Annotated in this window: 18 protein-coding genes; 4 read left to right on the top strand and 14 right to left on the bottom strand. The window is 73.8% G+C overall.

The genetic code is table 11. From position 1 onward, the window contains the following. Positions 1-134: 134 nt before the first annotated feature. From ABZ312_RS15540 to hisI, 12 genes are all read right to left on the bottom strand, one after another. Positions 135-854 carry a VIT1/CCC1 transporter family protein gene (locus ABZ312_RS15540; RefSeq protein ID WP_500330587.1) on the bottom strand — a complete coding sequence of 240 codons (720 nt, stop codon included), beginning with the start codon at positions 852-854 and terminating at the stop codon, positions 135-137. 205 nt (positions 855-1,059) lie between these two features. Further along, entirely contained in the window at positions 1,060-2,100 is a 1,041-nt protein-coding gene (gene lgt, locus ABZ312_RS15545) for a prolipoprotein diacylglyceryl transferase (RefSeq protein ID WP_500437850.1), read from the bottom strand. A gap of 75 nt (positions 2,101-2,175) precedes the next feature. Then, the gene (locus tag ABZ312_RS15550) at positions 2,176-3,072 is read right to left on the bottom strand and encodes a DsbA family protein (protein WP_500330567.1); all 897 of its coding nucleotides are present in this window, start codon (positions 3,070-3,072) and stop codon (positions 2,176-2,178) included. Between the two features lie 75 nt (positions 3,073-3,147). Continuing rightward, positions 3,148-3,957: a tryptophan synthase subunit alpha gene (gene trpA, locus ABZ312_RS15555; RefSeq protein WP_500330566.1), complete on the bottom strand. Its 810-nt coding sequence runs from the start codon at positions 3,955-3,957 to the stop codon at positions 3,148-3,150. After that, positions 3,954-5,198 (bottom strand): tryptophan synthase subunit beta, encoded by a 1,245-nt coding sequence (gene trpB / locus ABZ312_RS15560; protein ID WP_500330564.1) that lies wholly within the window; start codon positions 5,196-5,198, stop codon positions 3,954-3,956. The genes trpA and trpB overlap by 4 nt, the downstream gene beginning before the upstream one ends. 193 nt (positions 5,199-5,391) lie before the next feature. Continuing rightward, positions 5,392-5,529, bottom strand: coding sequence for a tryptophan biosynthesis modulator TrpM (trpM, locus tag ABZ312_RS15565; RefSeq protein WP_431959897.1), 138 nt, complete (start codon positions 5,527-5,529; stop codon positions 5,392-5,394). A gap of 8 nt (positions 5,530-5,537) precedes the next feature. Then, a complete protein-coding gene (gene trpC, locus ABZ312_RS15570) occupies positions 5,538-6,347 on the bottom strand; it encodes an indole-3-glycerol phosphate synthase TrpC (protein WP_500330562.1) in 810 nt (269 codons plus the stop codon). A 148-nt stretch (positions 6,348-6,495) separates the two neighbouring features. Beyond that, positions 6,496-6,912, bottom strand: coding sequence for a DUF2752 domain-containing protein (locus ABZ312_RS15575; RefSeq protein ID WP_500330560.1), 417 nt, complete (start codon positions 6,910-6,912; stop codon positions 6,496-6,498). A 108-nt stretch (positions 6,913-7,020) separates the two neighbouring features. Next, complete coding sequence (locus ABZ312_RS15580; protein WP_500330558.1) at positions 7,021-7,233, bottom strand: HGxxPAAW family protein; 213 nt, start codon at positions 7,231-7,233, stop codon at positions 7,021-7,023. 121 nt (positions 7,234-7,354) lie between these two features. Continuing rightward, positions 7,355-8,020: a TIGR02234 family membrane protein gene (locus tag ABZ312_RS15585; RefSeq protein WP_500330556.1), complete on the bottom strand. Its 666-nt coding sequence runs from the start codon at positions 8,018-8,020 to the stop codon at positions 7,355-7,357. A gap of 57 nt (positions 8,021-8,077) precedes the next feature. Next, a complete protein-coding gene (locus ABZ312_RS15590; protein WP_500330554.1) occupies positions 8,078-9,598 on the bottom strand; it encodes an anthranilate synthase component I in 1,521 nt (506 codons plus the stop codon). 32 nt (positions 9,599-9,630) lie between these two features. Next, on the bottom strand, positions 9,631-9,978 hold the full coding sequence (gene hisI / locus ABZ312_RS15595) for a phosphoribosyl-AMP cyclohydrolase (RefSeq protein WP_499511313.1): 348 nt from the start codon (positions 9,976-9,978) through the stop codon (positions 9,631-9,633). 81 nt (positions 9,979-10,059) lie between these two features. Here hisI and ABZ312_RS15600 point away from each other — a divergent pair, with 81 nt between their 5' ends. Together ABZ312_RS15600 and ABZ312_RS15605 are read left to right on the top strand one after the other, a co-directional pair. Next, positions 10,060-10,839, top strand: a complete 780-nt coding sequence (locus tag ABZ312_RS15600) for a hypothetical protein (protein ID WP_500437852.1) — start codon at positions 10,060-10,062, stop codon at positions 10,837-10,839. 39 nt (positions 10,840-10,878) lie between these two features. Continuing rightward, complete coding sequence (locus ABZ312_RS15605) at positions 10,879-11,517, top strand: TIGR03085 family protein (RefSeq protein WP_499511315.1); 639 nt, start codon at positions 10,879-10,881, stop codon at positions 11,515-11,517. A gap of 6 nt (positions 11,518-11,523) precedes the next feature. Here the strand turns inward: ABZ312_RS15605 and ABZ312_RS15610 are convergent, their stop codons facing one another. Both ABZ312_RS15610 and ABZ312_RS15615 read right to left on the bottom strand, forming a co-directional pair. Continuing rightward, a complete protein-coding gene (locus ABZ312_RS15610) occupies positions 11,524-12,789 on the bottom strand; it encodes an MFS transporter (RefSeq protein ID WP_500437854.1) in 1,266 nt (421 codons plus the stop codon). Between the two features lie 20 nt (positions 12,790-12,809). Beyond that, complete coding sequence (locus tag ABZ312_RS15615; RefSeq protein WP_500330549.1) at positions 12,810-13,421, bottom strand: winged helix-turn-helix domain-containing protein; 612 nt, start codon at positions 13,419-13,421, stop codon at positions 12,810-12,812. Between the two features lie 83 nt (positions 13,422-13,504). Between ABZ312_RS15615 and ABZ312_RS15620 the strand changes: the two genes are divergently transcribed. Continuing rightward, positions 13,505-14,008: an NUDIX hydrolase gene (locus tag ABZ312_RS15620; protein ID WP_500356943.1), complete on the top strand. Its 504-nt coding sequence runs from the start codon at positions 13,505-13,507 to the stop codon at positions 14,006-14,008. A 3-nt stretch (positions 14,009-14,011) separates the two neighbouring features. Then, positions 14,012-15,214, top strand: coding sequence for an MFS transporter (locus tag ABZ312_RS15625; RefSeq protein ID WP_500437856.1), 1,203 nt, complete (start codon positions 14,012-14,014; stop codon positions 15,212-15,214). The last annotated feature ends 83 nt before the right edge of the window (positions 15,215-15,297 follow it).

Below are 15,297 nucleotides of genomic sequence, written 5' to 3' on the forward strand. Positions count from 1 at the left end.
TACGAGCAGGCAGTATGGGCCAGCATCGCTCACGTGAGACGCAGGCGACACTGCCCACGGCGCCACAGACTGATGCCCTGTGTTGGTCGCGCTGAAACGAGCGGGTAACAAGTGGCTTGTGGCCGTCACCCGGCTCAGCCGACGGCGGTGCCGAACAGCGCGCCCAGAACGAAGGTAACCCCGGCGGCGGCTCCGCCCAAGACGAGCTGCCGAAGTCCGCTGAACCACCAGCTGCGCGCCGTCACACGGGCCACAGCCGCCCCACAGAGGAAGAGACCGATCAGCGCGACGATCACCGCGGGCCAGACCACCGTTGCGCCGATCAGGTACGGGAGCACCGGCAGCAGGGCGCCGACGCCGAAGGACACGAACGAGGAACCGGCCGCCACCAGCGGCGACGGCAGGTCGGTCGGGTCGACGCCCAGCTCCTCGCGGGCGTGGATCTCCAGGGCCTGCTCCGGGTCCCTGGACATCTGCCGGGCCACCTCTTCGGCCAGCTCCGGCTCGACGCCCCGGGCGACGTACAGCGCGGCCAGTTCGCGCAGCTCGTCCGTGGGGTTGCGGCGCAGTTCCAGCCGCTCGACGTCCAGCTCTGCCTGGACCAGCTCCCGCTGGGAGGCGACGGAGGTGTACTCGCCCGCGGCCATCGAGAAGGCGCCCGCCGCGAGTCCGGCCAATCCGGTGATCACGATGGTCGAGGGGGCGACGTTGCCGCCCGCGACGCCGGTCATGAGCGCGAGGTTCGACACCAGGCCGTCCATCGCCCCGAACACGGCCGGACGAAGCCAGCCGCCGCTGACGTCCCGGTGGGTGTGGTGCGCCACGTGGTACGGCGCGACCCGCTCGTCCTCCATGGCTGACGGCATGGTCGATCTGCTCCTTCCCCCGGGGCGGCGATCCCCGCGTCCCTCCCTCGAACGCCTCGACCGTACGCTCGAATTCCCTGCGTTTCCAGCAAGGAAAGCCTGCCTTACCTGCGAAAACGCGCCCGGAGACGAAACGCCGCGGCCGCCGTCACCAGGGTGGTGAACGGCGGCCGCGGGCTGCGCGACGTACGCGTCAGAGGTTCTTGGCGGGCTTGGCCTCGGCGTCGACGGGGACGGCGCCGTCCTCCTCGTCCCGGTCCGGGCCGGGCTCCGCCCCGTCGGCTTCGGTCTTCTCGGCGTCCACGTCCGCTTCCGTGTCCGTCGCCTGCTCGCCCTCGGCGTCCTTGGCGTCCTTGGCCTTCGCGTCGGGGTCCGTCCCCTCCGCGGAGGCCTCGGCCGCGGCGACGGCCGCCGGCTCGACGGCCTCCTCACGGCCCGGCCGCAGCCTCGCCGAGACCACGATGTAGACCACGGCGGCGACGAAGACCAGGATCGACGTCCAGTCGTTGAGACGCAGGCCGAGGACGTGGTGGGCGTCGTCGACGCGCAGGTACTCGATCCAGAAGCGCCCGACGGTGTACGCCGCGACGTAGAGCGCGAAGGCGCGGCCGTGGCCGAGCCGGAAGCGCCGGTCGGCCCAGATGACCAGCAGGGCCACGCCCACGCACCACAGCGACTCGTAGAGGAAGGTCGGGTGGTACGTCGCGACGTCCAGGCTGTCCGCCGGCCGGTGGGCGCTGTCGATCTTCAGCGCCCAGGGCACATCGGTGGCGCGCCCGTACAGCTCCTGGTTGAACCAGTTGCCCCAGCGGCCGATGGCCTGTGCGAAGGCGATGCCCGGCGCCACGGCGTCGGCGTACGCGGGCAGCGAGATGCCGCGGCGCCGGCAGCCGATCCAGGCGCCGAGGGCACCCAGGGCGATGGCGCCCCAGATGCCGAGGCCGCCCTCCCAGATCTTGAACGCGTTGACCCAGTCCTTGCCCTCACCGAAGTAGAGCTCGTAACTGGTGATCACGTGGTAGAGGCGGCCGCCGACCAGGCCGAAGGGCACCGCCCAGACGGCGATGTCGGCGACCGTGGTCTTCAGTCCGCCGCGGGCGACCCATCGCCTGCCGCCGAGCCACACGGCCACGAAGACACCGATGATGATGCAGAAGGCATAGCCGCGCAGAGGGATGGGGCCGAGGTGGATGACCCCGCGCGACGGGCTGGGAATGAAGGCGATGAGTTCCATGGCACTGCCGACGCTACCGTGCCGGGCGGGTGCGGCGGGCACCCGCCCGGCAACGGCTGGATAACGGGCGGGAGCTCAGCCGCCCTGCGAGGCCGCGGGAGAGCCTCCCGCGGTCGCGGAGCCGCTCGCCGATCCCGGCGCACCCGGCGACCCGGAAGCGCTCGGCGGGGTGGCGCCCTGCGTCGCGGTGCCGGGCTTCTTGCCCTTGTTGGCCTCGGTGACCAGCTGCTTCAGCCGGTCCGCGGTCAGGTTGGGCTGCCCCTTGGCGAGCAGGTTCCCCCCGCCGTTGAGCAGGATGGTGGGCGTGGAGTTGAAGCCGGCGGCGCCGAAGGCCTCGTTGTTGGCGTTCACCCAGTCGTCGTACGTGCCGTCCTTCACGCAGGTGGTGAAGGCGTCGGTCTTCAGTCCCGGCACCTTGCCCGCAAGCTCCAGCAGGTAGGTCTTGTCGGCGAAGTGGTCGTCGTTCTCCTGCGGCTGGTTCCGGTAGAGGACGTCGTGGTACGCGCGGAACTTGCCCTCGTCCTGCGCGCAGGCCGCGGCGTTGGCGGCGTTGAGCGATCCGGTACCGCCCAGGTTCCCGTCGATGAGCCGGACGAGGTGGTACTCGACCTTGAGCTGGCCCTGGTCCTGGAGGGCGTGGATGGTGTCGCGGAGCTCGTTCTCGTAGGCCGCGCAGGCCGGGCACCGGAAGTCCTCGTACACGGTCAGGGTGGACGGGGCGTCGCTCGCGCCGTTGGGGAGGGCCAGCTTGTCCTTGCCGGTCGCGCCCACCGGGGTGACGGCCGGGGCGCCGGAACCACCGCCGCTGCCCGCCACCACGATCCCGATGACGGCGCCGACGGCCAGGACCCCCACCACGGAGCCCGCGACGATCAGCGTCCTCTTGCGCTTGTGCCGGCGCTCGTCCTCCGCGCGCTGCTCCTGCAGCCGGTCCCGGGCACTGCGCTTTCCTTCACGGTTCTTCTCGCTCACACCCAGGCACAACGAACCGGGGGCACGCTCGCGCGTACCCCCGGCCCATGTTTCGCCCGGAAGAGTGAGGCGCCGCTACCGGCGGACGCCCTGGGCGAGGTCCGCCGCCAGCTCGCGCACCCCGGCCAGGCCCTGCTCCAGGTCCGGCGCGTCGAGCAGCCGCTTGACGAACGCCGAGCCGACGATCACCCCGTCCGCGAAACCCGCCACCTCGGCCGCCTGGGCGGCGTTGGAGACGCCCAGGCCCACGCAGACCGGCAGCTCGGTCTGGGCCCGGGTGCGCCGCACCAGGTCGGCCGCCTCGGCGCCGACGCTCTCACGGGTGCCGGTGACGCCCATCAGCGAGGCCGCGTAGACGAAGCCGGAGCCCGCCGCCGTGATCTTCGCCAGCCGCTCGTCCCGGCTGCTCGGGGCGACCACGAAGACGGTGGCCAGTCCGTGCTGCTCGGCGGCCTTCCGCCACACCTCGGACTCCTCCACCGGCAGGTCCGGCAGGATGCAGCCCGCGCCGCCCGCCTCTGCCAGCTCGGCCGCGAAGCGCTCGGTGCCGTAGCGGTCCACCGGGTTCCAGTACGTCATGACCAGGATCGGCTTCCCGGTCGCGGCGTGCGCCTCCCGCACCGTGCGCAGCACGTCCTTGATCCGCACACCGCCGCGCAGCGCGATGTCGTCCGCGGTCTGGATGACCGGGCCGTCCAGCACGGGGTCGCTGTGCGGCAGGCCGATCTCGACGACGTCGGCACCGCCCTCCAGGGCCGCCTTCGCCGCCTCGATGCCGCCCTCCACGGTCGGGAAACCGGCCGGGAGGTAGGCCACCAGGGCGGCGCGCCCCTCGGCCCTGGCACCGGCCAGGGTCCGGTCCAGCAGCTCGATCTGCCCGCTCACCGCTGTGCTCCTTCAGACTCGTCGTACAGCCCGAAGTAGCGGGCGGCCGTGTCCATGTCCTTGTCACCGCGGCCGGAGAGGTTGACCAGGACCAGGCCCTCCTCGCCCAGCTCCCGGCCGACCCCCAGCGCGCCGGCGAGGGCGTGGGCGCTCTCGATGGCCGGGATGATGCCCTCGGTGCGGGACAGCAGGCGCAGCGCCTGCATCGCCTCGTCGTCGGTGACCGGGCGGTACTCGGCGCGGCCGGTCTCCTTGAGGTAGGCGTGCTCGGGGCCGATGCCGGGGTAGTCCAGGCCGGCCGAGATCGAGTACGGCTCGGTGATCTGGCCCTCGTCGTCCTGCAGGACGTAGGAGCGGGAGCCGTGCAGGATGCCGGGCTCGCCGACGGTGAGCGTCGCCGCGTGCTCGCCGGAGTCCACGCCGTGCCCTGCCGCCTCCAGGCCCACCAGACGCACGGACCCGTCCGGGATGAAGGCGTGGAACAGGCCGATCGCGTTGGACCCGCCGCCCACGCAGGCGGCGACCACGTCCGGCAGCCGGCCCGCGCGCTCCAGGATCTGGCGGCGGGCCTCGACGCCGATGACGCGGTGGAAGTCGCGCACCATCGCCGGGAAGGGGTGCGGGCCCGCGACCGTGCCGAAGAGGTAGTGGGTGCGGTCCACGTTGGCGACCCAGTCGCGGAACGCCTCGTTGATCGCGTCCTTCAGCGTGCGGCTGCCGGACTTCACGGGGATGACCTCGGCGCCGAGGATGCGCATGCGGGCGACGTTGAGCGCCTGGCGCTCGGTGTCGACCTCGCCCATGTAGATGGTGCACTCCAGGCCGAACAGGGCGCAGGCGGTGGCCGTCGCCACGCCGTGCTGGCCGGCGCCGGTCTCGGCGATGACCCGGGTCTTGCCCATGCGCTTGGTGAGCAGCGCCTGGCCCAGCACGTTGTTGATCTTGTGCGAGCCGGTGTGGTTGAGGTCCTCCCGCTTGAGGAAGACCCGTGCCCCGCCGGCGTGCTCCGCGAACCGCGGCACCTCGGTGAGCGGGCTCGGCCGGCCGGTGTAGTGCACCAGCAGGTCGTTCAGTTCCGCGGCGAAGGCCGGATCGGACTTTGCCTTGTCGTACTCCACGGCGACCTCGTCCACGGCGGCGACCAGCGCCTCCGGGATGAACTTGCCGCCGAACCGGCCGAAGTAGCCCTCGGCACTGGGCACCCGGCCCTCGGGGTCGGGGATGAAGAAGTCTTCGGACATGACGTTCTCGGCTCCTTCGGGGGCGTGCGTCGGCAGCCCCCAGGGTTTCGCGTACCAATGGTCACGTTACGGCGCGTTCGGCGCCGCCGGCGGCATGCGCACGCCCGCGGCCGGGGAGCACGGCGGGACGCTCACCGGCGCGGTCGCCGGTGGGCACGCCCGTGCCCCGGTCATCAGGAGGACGGCGCTGCCGTCAGCGCCATCGGCGCCCGTTGATCTGACCCGGCTCGCAGCCGATGTGGTAGCGCACGCGGCGGCCGAGGACGCGCCGCGCGGGCGCGCGGCAGCCACGGGGACGGCAGCCCCGGGCCAGTCGCGCGTAGGTCGTCATGGTGCCGGTCAGCCCCGTCCGTGGCGCAGCGCGGGGTGCGCGCCGGCGGCCACGAGGTCGGCCACGGCGGCCTTGGGGTCGCGGCCGGTCACCAGCGATTCGCCGACGAGGACGGCGTCGGCGCCGTCGTTGGCGTAGGCGATGAGGTCGTGCGGGCCGCGGACGCCGGACTCGGCCACCTTGACGATGTGGTCCGGGATCTCCGGGGCGACGCGGGCGAAGGTGCCGCGGTCGACCTCGAGGGTCTTGAGGTTGCGCGCGTTGACGCCGATGATGCGGGCGCCCGCGTCGACGGCGCGCTCGACCTCCTCCTCGTCGTGCACCTCGACCAGCGGGGTGAGCCCGATGGACCCGGCCCGCTCGATCAGGGAGACCAGCGCGTCCTGCTCCAGCGCCGCGACGATCAGCAGCGCCAGGTCGGCACCGTAGGCGCGGGCCTCCCAGAGCTGGTAGGCGGTGACGATGAAGTCCTTGCGGAGCACGGGGATGTCGACCTTGGCCCGGACGGCCTCGAGGTCGGCCAGCGAGCCGCCGAAGCGGCGCTGTTCGGTGAGGACCGAGATGACGGCGGCGCCGCCCGCCTCGTAGTCCGCGGCCAGGCCCGCGGGGTCGGCGATGGCGGCCAGAGCGCCCTTGGAGGGGCTGGACCGCTTGACCTCGCAGATGACCTTGACGCTGTCGCCGCGCAGGGCCGCCACGCCGTCCTTGGCGTCGCGCGCCTTCGCCGCCCGCTCCTTGAGCTCGTCGAGGGAGACCCGGGCCTGCCGCTCGGCGAGGTCCTCGCGGACTCCGTCGATGATCTCGTCGAGCACACTCACGCGAGAGGACCCCTTCCGAAAGCGAAACGATCAAGCCAGTGAGATGTTCCACCAGCACTGCGATGGTAACCGCCGGTGGGCGGAGGACCCGCATCCGGCGGGGCGGGGGCCCACCGGACGGACGGTCCGGTCGTCCCTTCGTCGCTGGTCAGGGCGCCAGCGCGGTCCCGAACGGAAGGTTCCGGACGACGGTGAAGAGCAGCACGGCACCCGTGATCGCCCACCAGTGGACGGCCCGCAGCGCGAGCGGGAAGGGCCGGCCGCGCAGCGTCCGGATGAGCCAGACCGTCCACACCACGGCGAAGAGCAGGTAGCCCGCCACGGCCAGCGCGTTGAGGCCGAACGCCGTGCCGAAGTCGCCGTGCACGACCGCGTACGCGCTGCGCAGCCCGCCGCAGCCGGGGCAGTACAGGCCCGTGTAGTGCAGCAGGGGGCAGACCGGGTAGTGCCCGGCCTCGTTCGGGTCGAAGGTGCCGACGTACGCGAAGGCGGCGGCGACACCGCCGAGCACGCCCAGCGGGGCGGCGAGGGCAATCGGCTTCGGCCTGGCGGCGGTCTCGGTCACGCGGTGATTGTCCCGCGCCGCGGCCGGCAGGGACACCCGGGGTGGCCGGAAAGGACGCAGCCGCCGCCGGCGGATGCGCCGGCGGCGGCTGCGGGGTCCGTGCCCGGGTCAGCCGTGCTGCTTCTCCGGCACCGGCTTGCCGAGGCCCGCGGCGCGCATGCCGAGACCGACCAGACCGCCCAGGGCGGCGACCGCCAGGCCGGCGAACATACCGATCGGCTCCGCCAGGACGACGAAGGCAGCCGCGACGCAGAAGCCGATGAAGGCGATGGTCACGCCGGTCCAGGCGGCAGGGGTGTGTCCGTGGCTGTTGCCCGCCATGAGTGCTCCCAAGTCGTTCTACAAAAGGGTCGTCAGTTGCTCCGCCCGCGCGATGGCGCGCGTCAGGCGCCATTGTCCCCCGTTCCGCTGACGCTCCGCGCGCGGGGGGTGGCCCGGCGCGTCAGGGCGCCTCGGTGGGGTCCTCGCCGCGGTCCAGCGCCTTCCACAGGTCCTCGGGGCGCTCCTCGCCGGCGGCGGGTGCGGCGGTACGGGCGGGCTGCGACGCCTTCGGGGTGTCGCGGTCGTACCGGTTCGACATCCCGGGCCAGGTCCGGGCGCGGAGGAGGGCGACGGCGCCTGCGGACAGCAGCAGCGCCCCACCGGCCGCGGAGACGCCCGGCCAGGCGCTGGTGGCGGCCCCGGTGACGGTCGTACGGCTGAGGCCGCTGGCGGTCGCCGCGGCGGCGTCCAGGGCCGCGGTGTCGCCGAGCGCGAGCAGCGCCGCCGCGAGGGCCCCGGCCCCGCACAGCGCGAGCAGCCCGCCGACGAGCAGCCGGGCCGCTCCCCGTACGGCGAAGACCGCCACGAGGGCGGCGAGTCCCACCAGCGCGAGCGCGCCCGGCACCCCGGTGACCTGGTGGCCGGAGACACTGACCGGCATCCCGCCGCCGGCGAACGGGGCGCTGCCCTTCTGCCAGGTCTTGCCCGAGGCCAGGAGCACGACCGCGGCGCCGGCCACGCCGCTCGCCAGGGCGAGGACGAGGCTGCCGCGGCCGGCCGCCCGGCGGGGTGCGGGCTCGCCGGACGGTTCTGCGACGGTGCGGGGCTGGGGTACGGAACTGCTCACCGGACCACTATCCCCCGTCGCTGCCGCGCCCCGGCACGCGGGTCCTGCCGGTGGCGGTCACGCCCCGCCGCGCATCCGGCCCGCCGTGTCGACGGCGCGGAGCACCGCGGCGGCCTTGTTCCGGCACTCGGTGTCCTCGCTGACCGGGTCGGAGTCGGCGACGATGCCGGCGCCGGCCTGGACGTAGGCGGTCCCGCCGCGCAGCACCGCGGTGCGGATGGCGATGGCGGTGTCGGAGTCCCCGGCGAAGTCGAGGTAGCCCACGGCGCCGCCGTACAGCCCGCGCCGGGTGGGCTCCAGCTCGTCGATGATCTGCATCGCCCGCGGCTTGGGCGCCCCCGACAGGGTGCCCGCGGGGAAGCAGGCGGTGAGGACGTCGAAGGCCGTGCGGCCGGCGCCGAGGCTGCCGGTGACGGTGGAGACGATGTGCATGACGTGGCTGTACCGCTCGATCGACATGAAGTCGACGACCTCGACGCTGCCGGGCTCGCAGACCCGCCCGAGGTCGTTGCGGCCCAGGTCGACCAGCATCAGGTGCTCAGCGCGCTCCTTGGGGTCGGCGAGCAGTTCGTCGGCGAGCGCCTGGTCCTCCTGGGGCGTCGCGCCGCGCGGGCGGGTGCCCGCGATGGGGTGCACCATGGCCCGGCCGTCCTCGACCTTGACCAGCGCCTCGGGGCTGGAGCCGACGACGTCGAAGCCGTCGAAGCGCAGCAGGTACATGTAGGGGGAGGGGTTGGTCGCCCGCAGCACGCGGTAGACGTCGAGCGCGCTCGCCGGGCAGGGGGTCTCGAACCGCTGCGAGGGCACGACCTGGAAGGCGTCGCCGGCCCGGATGTACTCCTTGGCCGTCTCCACCGCGGCCTGGTACGCGGCGCCGCCGAAGCGCGAGGTGACCTCCTCCGGCAGCCGGGACGGCGGCAGCTCGGCGGGCGCGGAGTCCACGGGACGGGCCAGGTCTTCGGTCATGGCGTCGAGCCGCCGCACGGCCTCGGCGTACGCCTCGTCGACGCCGGTGTCGAGGTCGTTGTGGTTGATCGCGTTGGCGATCAGCAGCACCGAGCCGTCCCAGTGGTCGAGCACCGCCAGGTCGGAGGTGAGCAGCATCGTGAGCTCGGGCAGGCCCAGGTCGTCGCGGGCGTGGTCGCCGATGCGCTCCAGGCGGCGCACGACGTCGTAGCCGAGGTAGCCGACCATGCCCCCGGTGAACGGCGGCAGGCCCGCGTCGTCGTGCAGGTCGCGCGGGGTGTGCAGGGCCTCGATCGTGGCCCGCAGCGCCTCCAGCGGGTCGCCCCCGGCCGGCACGCCGACCGGCGGCGTGCCGAGCCAGTGGGCCCGGCCGTCGCGCTCGGTCAAGGTGGCGGCGCTGCGGACGCCGACGAACGAGTAGCGGGACCACGAGCGGCCGTTCTCCGCGGACTCCAGCAGGAAGGTGCCGGGGCGCTCGGCGGCGAGCTTCCGGTACAGGCCGACCGGGGTGTCCCCGTCGGCCAGCAGCTTCCTGCTGACCGGGATGACACGGCGGTCCTGCGCCAGCTTGCGGAAGGTGTCGAGGTCGGGGGTGACGGTGCCCGTGGTCATGGTCCGCAGCCTAGTGCCCGGGCGCGGCCGCTTCAGGCCAGCGGCAGTTCGCCCGCGTCGAAGCAGGTGCGGTCGCCGGTGTGGCAGGCCGCGCCGACCTGGTCGACCTTGACGAGGATCGTGTCGCCGTCGCAGTCCAGGGCCACGGACTTCACGTGCTGGACGTGCCCGGAGGTGTCGCCCTTGACCCAGTACTCCTGGCGGCTGCGGCTCCAGTAGGTGCAGCGGCCGGTGGTGAGGGTGCGGTGCAGCGCCTCGTCGTCCATCCATCCGAGCATGAGGACTTCGCCGGTGTCGTACTGCTGCGCGACGGCGGGGACGAGGCCGTCGGCGGTGCGCTTGAGACGGGCGGCGACGGCTGGGTCGAGCGGGGATTCCATACCCCCATTCTGCCCGCTGCGGGCGGCGTGACTTCGGCTCCTGCCCTCACCCCGCTCACCCGTATGGGGCATGCTTCGTCCATGAGTTTTCCTCCGCCGTCGCCGCCCGACGACCCGCGCCCCGGACAGGGCGGCGGTTTCGGGCCGCCCCCGGGGGGTTTCGGCCCGCCGCAGTACGAACCCCAGCCGCAGCAGCAGTACCAGCCGCAGCCGTACCAGAACCAGCCGCAGTTCCCCGGGCCTGCGCAGCAGGGCGGCGGTTACGGCTACCCGCCCCCGCCGCAGCCGCCGCGCAGCGGTGGCGGCGCGAAGGTGGCCGCGATCGTCATCGGCGCGGTCGTCCTGATAGCCGTCGTCGTCGGCGGCCTGGCGATCGCGCTGAGCGGCGGCGAGGACGACGACAAGGGCGCCACCGGGTCCACGAGCAGCAGCCCCACGGCCTCGGCCCCCGCCACGCAGGACACGGCGACCGCGTCCACGGAGCCGGACCCCTCGGAGACCTTCCGCAAGTACGTCGTGCTCAGCCCCGGCCAGTGCTTCGACGATCCGGGCCTGGACAGCGGCGTCACCGAGGTCACGACGGTCTCCTGCAACGGCCCGCACGACGCCGAGGTCATCGCCAACGAGACCATCACGGGCACCTTCGACACCGAGGCCGCGCTCAAGGCCAAGGTCCTGAAGCTGTGCGAGGCGGACGCCGCCAAGCGCCTGAAGGACGTCAAGGACAACCCCGGGTACTACTACTACGCGCTGTACCCGAAGCTCTCGGGCTACCAGGTGCAGGGCAAGGACACCATCTCCTGCTCCCTGACCCTCAGCAACAAGCTGGACGGCAAGAAGCTGACGAAACCGCTGCCGTAGCTGCTGCCCACCGGCGGGGGCCGGACGTAGGCTGACGTCATGTCGACTCATGCCCAGCGTGAACGTCTGCTCCTCGCCGACCTGCTGGAGAGTGCCGGACCCGAGGCGCCAACCCTCTGCGAGGGCTGGACCACCCGCGACCTCGCCGCCCACATCGTGGTGCGGGAGCGCCGCGGTGACGCCTCGGCCGGCCTGGTCATCCCCTTCCTCGCGGACCGGTCGGAGCGTGTGCGCAAGGAGTTCGCGGAACGGCCCTTCCAGGAACTGATCCGGCTGATCCGCACCGGGCCGCCGCGGCTGTCGCCGTTCGCCCTCAAGCAGATCGACGAGGCGGCCAACACCGTTGAGTTCTTCGTCCACGCCGAGGACGTGCGCCGGGCCCAGCCGGACTGGTCGCCGCGCGAACTGGACCCCGTCTTCGCCGAACTGCTCTGGTCCCGGCTGGAGCGCTCCGCCCGGCTGCTGGGCCGCAAGGCCCCGGTCGGCGTGGTGCTGCGCCGTCCGGACGGGCAGACCGCGGTGGCGCACCGCGGCGCCCCGGTCGTCACGGTCACCGGGGAGCCCGGCGAGCTGCTGCTGTTCGCCTTCGGCCGGCAGGACTCCGCCCGGGTGGAGACCGAGGGCGACAAGGACGCGGTGACCCGGCTGTACGACGCCAGGCTCGGGATCACCGCCTGAGTCCGGCTACCCGGGGCGGCGGGCGAGTTCCGCCCGCCGCAGCGCCGGCGCGGCGAGTCCCGCGACGGCTCCCGCGGCCGCGACCGCCGCGCTGACGACGAACACCGGCTGCGGACCCCAGGCGCCGATGGCGGCCCCGGTGAGCGGGTAGCTCATCGGGGCGACGCCGAGCGAGAACAGCGCGGCCACCGAACTGACCCGGCCGAGGTAGGCGGGTTCGGTGAGGGTCTGCAGCAGGGCTCCGCACAGTGCCCCGCTCAGTCCTGCCACGAGGCCGATCACGACGGCCACGGCGACCGCCCCCGGCAGCGCGGGGACGAAGGCGAAGGCGGCAACCGCGACCGCCCCCAGCCCCAGGCAGCAGGCCTGGGCCAGCCCGGCGCGCGGCAGCCGGCCGCGCACCGTCAGCAGCAGTGAAGCGGCGCCCGCGCCGGCGCCGAAGCCGCTGACGATCCAGCCGAGCCCGGCGGCGCCCCAGCCCCGGTCGGCGGCGACCAGCACGAGGCCGATGTTGAACGGCCCGGTGAAACCGAGCTCGCCGACCGCGATGACGACCATGAGCGCGGTGAGCGCGCGCCGTCCCCGGATGTGGCGCAGGCCGTCCACCAGCTCCCGCCACGGGGTGCCGTCCGCCTGCGCGGCACCGTCGTCGGGCGGCAGCGGGGCCACGCGGACGGCGAGCAGCAGCACGAGCGAGACCGCGAACAGCACGCCCGCGACGGCGAACGCGGTGGGGGCGCCCCCGGTCGCGACGACCGTGCCGCCGAGCGACGCGCCGGCCACGTTGCCGACCCGCATCGCGATGCCCTTCATCCCGTGCAGGCGGCCCAGTTGGTCCGGGCCGGTGATGCGCGGCGGCAGGGCGCCGACGGCGGGCAGGAACACCGCGTCCACGGCGCCGAAGAGCACCGCGACGACGGCCAGCGCCCACAGCCCGGGGGTGGTGAGGGCGAGCAGCGCGGCCGCCGCGAACATCACCGCGCACCGGGTCAGATCACTGCCGATGACGATGCGTCGCGGCCCGAACCGGTCGGCCAGCACTCCCCCGCCGAGCATCAGCACCGCGCGCGGCACGGCGCCGGCCGCGAGGACCAGGCCGGCCCGCCCGGGGTCGCCGGCGCGGGTGGCGGCCCAGGACAGGGCGAGGAACCACACGGCGTCGCCGACGAGAGAGGCGGTGAAGGCGGCGAGCCAGCGCAGGACGTTGGCGTCCCGGTGGGCGGGGGCACGGGAAGGGGACAGGGACGGTGCGGCGGTGGCGGGCGCCGTCATGCGGTCGCCTCCTTCGGGGTTCACGGCCGGTGGGGGAATCCGTACAGGTGCACCGCGACGTGCTCACGGCCCTCGGTGTCGCCCGCCTCCTCGGCGGCGCGCCCGCGGTCGACCCAGCGCATGACCAGCTCGCCCAGCTCATCGCCGAACCGGCGCATCTCCTGCGCGGTGAGCCGGGGCATGTACTCGGAGCTGAAGGACGCGTCGGTCCACTCCTTGTCCCAGGCGAACTGCTGGTCGAGGTAGGCGGCGTAGCGCGCGTAGCGGGTGGCGAGGAGCTGCCGGGTCACCTCGCCCATGACGGCGGCGCCCTCGGGGCGGTCGGCGAAGTCCGAGGTGCGGAAGGTGAATCCGCGCTCGGAGCTGACCTTCCACCACCGTTCGCGGCCGTCCGAGCTCTGCCCGGGGGCCTCGGTGATGAAGCCGTGCGCGGCGAGCTTGCGCAGGTGGTAACTGACCAGCGACACCGCCTCGTCGACCTGGTCGGCCAGCTGGGAGGCGGTCGCGGTGCGGGCGGTGAACAGGGCGCGGTAGAGCTCGATGCGCAGCGGGTGCGTGAAGACCTTGAGCGCGTCGAGGTCGGTGATCCTGCGGGGGTCTGCGGAGTTCTCCTCCGCCTCTTCATCGGGCATACCCGGGAGGCTAGATAGGAAAGGAAATTTGCGCAACAGAAATTGCGCAACTGATCCTGCACATCGGGCTACGCTCTGCGGCCATGGGCGCGAACCAGGGTGGGACGGGAACGGACGTAGGGTCGGCGGGGCCCGGGATACCGGTGCCGCGCCCGGGCGAGACCTGGGCCGTCGGGGCGGTGGTCCTCGACACGGACGGCAGGGCCTTCGCCCAGCGCCGCTCCCCCGGCCGCAGGCTCTTCCCGGACTGCTGGGACATCGTCGGCGGCCATGTGGAGCCCGGCGAGACCCTCCTGGCGGCCCTCGCCCGCGAGGTGGAGGAAGAGACCGGCTGGCGGCTGCGCGCCGTGCGGCGGCTGATCGGGGTGTCCACCTGGGAGGGCGACGACGGTCAAGGCCTGCGCCATGAGGCGGACTTCGTGGTCGACGTCGACGGGGACCTCGCGCGTCCGCGCCTGGAGCCGGGCAAGCACACGGAGTACGGCTGGTTCGGCCCGGAGGACCTCGAACGGCTGAAGGAGAACCGGGCGTCCGGTGAGACCCTGGTGCACGACGTGATCGCCGCAGCGCTCGACCTCCGTGGGTGACGTGTGCCGTACCTGAAGCTGCTCCGCCGGCCCCATGTGGGCCGGTTGCTGTCCGGTTCGCTCGTCGGACGGCTGCCGACCGCCATGGCGGCCCTGGCCATCGCGCTGGCGCTGCGCGCGGCCGGCGCCGACTACCGGCTGGTCGGCGCCGCCGGGGGCGTCTACGCGGTGTCCGGAGCGATCGGCGGGCCGCTGCTCGGACGGTGGGCGGACCGGCTGGGCCAGCCGCGCGTGCTGATCGTCTCGGCGCTGGTCTCGGCCTGCGGCTTCGCCGCGCTGGCCGCCGCACCGGGCAGCACGGCGGTGGCCGTGCTCGGCCCGGCCGTCGCCGGGGCCGCCTCGCCGCCGCTGGAGCCGTGCCTGCGCGCGCTCTGGCCGGACCTCGTCGAGCCGGACGAACTGGAGTCGGCGTACGCGGTGGACGCCGGTGCGCAGGAGCTGGTCTTCATCGCCGGCCCGCTCCTGGTCGGCGGGCTGGCGGTGCTCGGCCCGGCCCGGCTGGCGCTGCTGGCCGCGGCCGTCCTCGGGGTGGTGGGCGCGCTCTCCGTCGCGACCTCCGCGCCCTCCCGCGCCTGGGCCTCCGCCACCCGTTCCGTCGACTGGCTGGGTCCGCTGCGCAACCGGGCCCTGGTGGTAGTGCTGTGCGCGCTGGCCGGATGCGGCTGGGCCCTGGGCACGTTCAACGTCTTCGCCGTCGCCTACGCCGAGCGCCACCCGCTGCCCGGCGGCGCGGGCACCCTGCTGGCGCTGAACTCCACCGGCGCCCTGATCGGCGCCCTGCTGATCGCCGTCCTGCCCTGGCGGGCGGACCCGGCCACCAAGGCGGCCGTCACCGCCGCCGGGATGGCCGTCACCTTCTGGCCCTTCGCCCTGGTCCCCGGCCCGCTGCCGATGGTGGTCGCCGCCCTGCTGAGCGGGGTGTTCTTCGCGCCGCTGCTCACCGTGGTCTTCGGGCTCACCGGCGAACTCGCCCCGGCGGGCACCGTCACCGAGGCCTTTGCCTGGCTGGTCACCCTGGTCACCACCGGCATCGCGGGCGGCTCAGCCGTCAGCGGCCTGATCCTCGCCGACGGCTCCCTCCCCGCGGCCGCCGTCAGCGCCGCGAGCGGCGTCACCCTCACCGCCCTCACCCTCGCCGCCGCGCGGCCGCTCCTGGCCTGCGACCGCGTCGCCGTCCGGGCCGCGGGCCGGAACGGGCCGGCCTAGGCCGTGTCGTCAAATGCCCGCCTGCTCGGCGACGCCTGGCACGGCACTCCCCCAGCCTTCGGCCGGGGGTGCCCCCACGCTGC

Source organism: Streptomyces sp. NPDC006207 (assembly GCF_040613835.1).
Classification (GTDB): Bacteria; Actinomycetota; Actinomycetes; order Streptomycetales; family Streptomycetaceae; genus Actinacidiphila.

Coding starts and splice junctions, on each gene's coding strand:
- ABZ312_RS15540 (WP_500330587.1), bottom strand. CDS start 854: ATGGAGGACGAGCGGGTCGCGCCGTACCACGTGGCGCACCACACCCAC.
- lgt (WP_500437850.1), bottom strand. CDS start 2,100: ATGGAACTCATCGCCTTCATTCCCAGCCCGTCGCGCGGGGTCATCCAC.
- trpB (WP_500330564.1), bottom strand. CDS start 5,198: ATGTCCGAAGACTTCTTCATCCCCGACCCCGAGGGCCGGGTGCCCAGT.
- trpM (WP_431959897.1), bottom strand. CDS start 5,529: ATGACGACCTACGCGCGACTGGCCCGGGGCTGCCGTCCCCGTGGCTGC.
- ABZ312_RS15580 (WP_500330558.1), bottom strand. CDS start 7,233: ATGGCGGGCAACAGCCACGGACACACCCCTGCCGCCTGGACCGGCGTG.
- ABZ312_RS15590 (WP_500330554.1), bottom strand. CDS start 9,598: ATGACCACGGGCACCGTCACCCCCGACCTCGACACCTTCCGCAAGCTG.
- hisI (WP_499511313.1), bottom strand. CDS start 9,978: ATGGAATCCCCGCTCGACCCAGCCGTCGCCGCCCGTCTCAAGCGCACC.
- ABZ312_RS15600 (WP_500437852.1), top strand. CDS start 10,060: ATGAGTTTTCCTCCGCCGTCGCCGCCCGACGACCCGCGCCCCGGACAG.
- ABZ312_RS15605 (WP_499511315.1), top strand. CDS start 10,879: ATGTCGACTCATGCCCAGCGTGAACGTCTGCTCCTCGCCGACCTGCTG.
- ABZ312_RS15610 (WP_500437854.1), bottom strand. CDS start 12,789: ATGACGGCGCCCGCCACCGCCGCACCGTCCCTGTCCCCTTCCCGTGCC.
- ABZ312_RS15615 (WP_500330549.1), bottom strand. CDS start 13,421: ATGCCCGATGAAGAGGCGGAGGAGAACTCCGCAGACCCCCGCAGGATC.
- ABZ312_RS15620 (WP_500356943.1), top strand. CDS start 13,505: ATGGGCGCGAACCAGGGTGGGACGGGAACGGACGTAGGGTCGGCGGGG.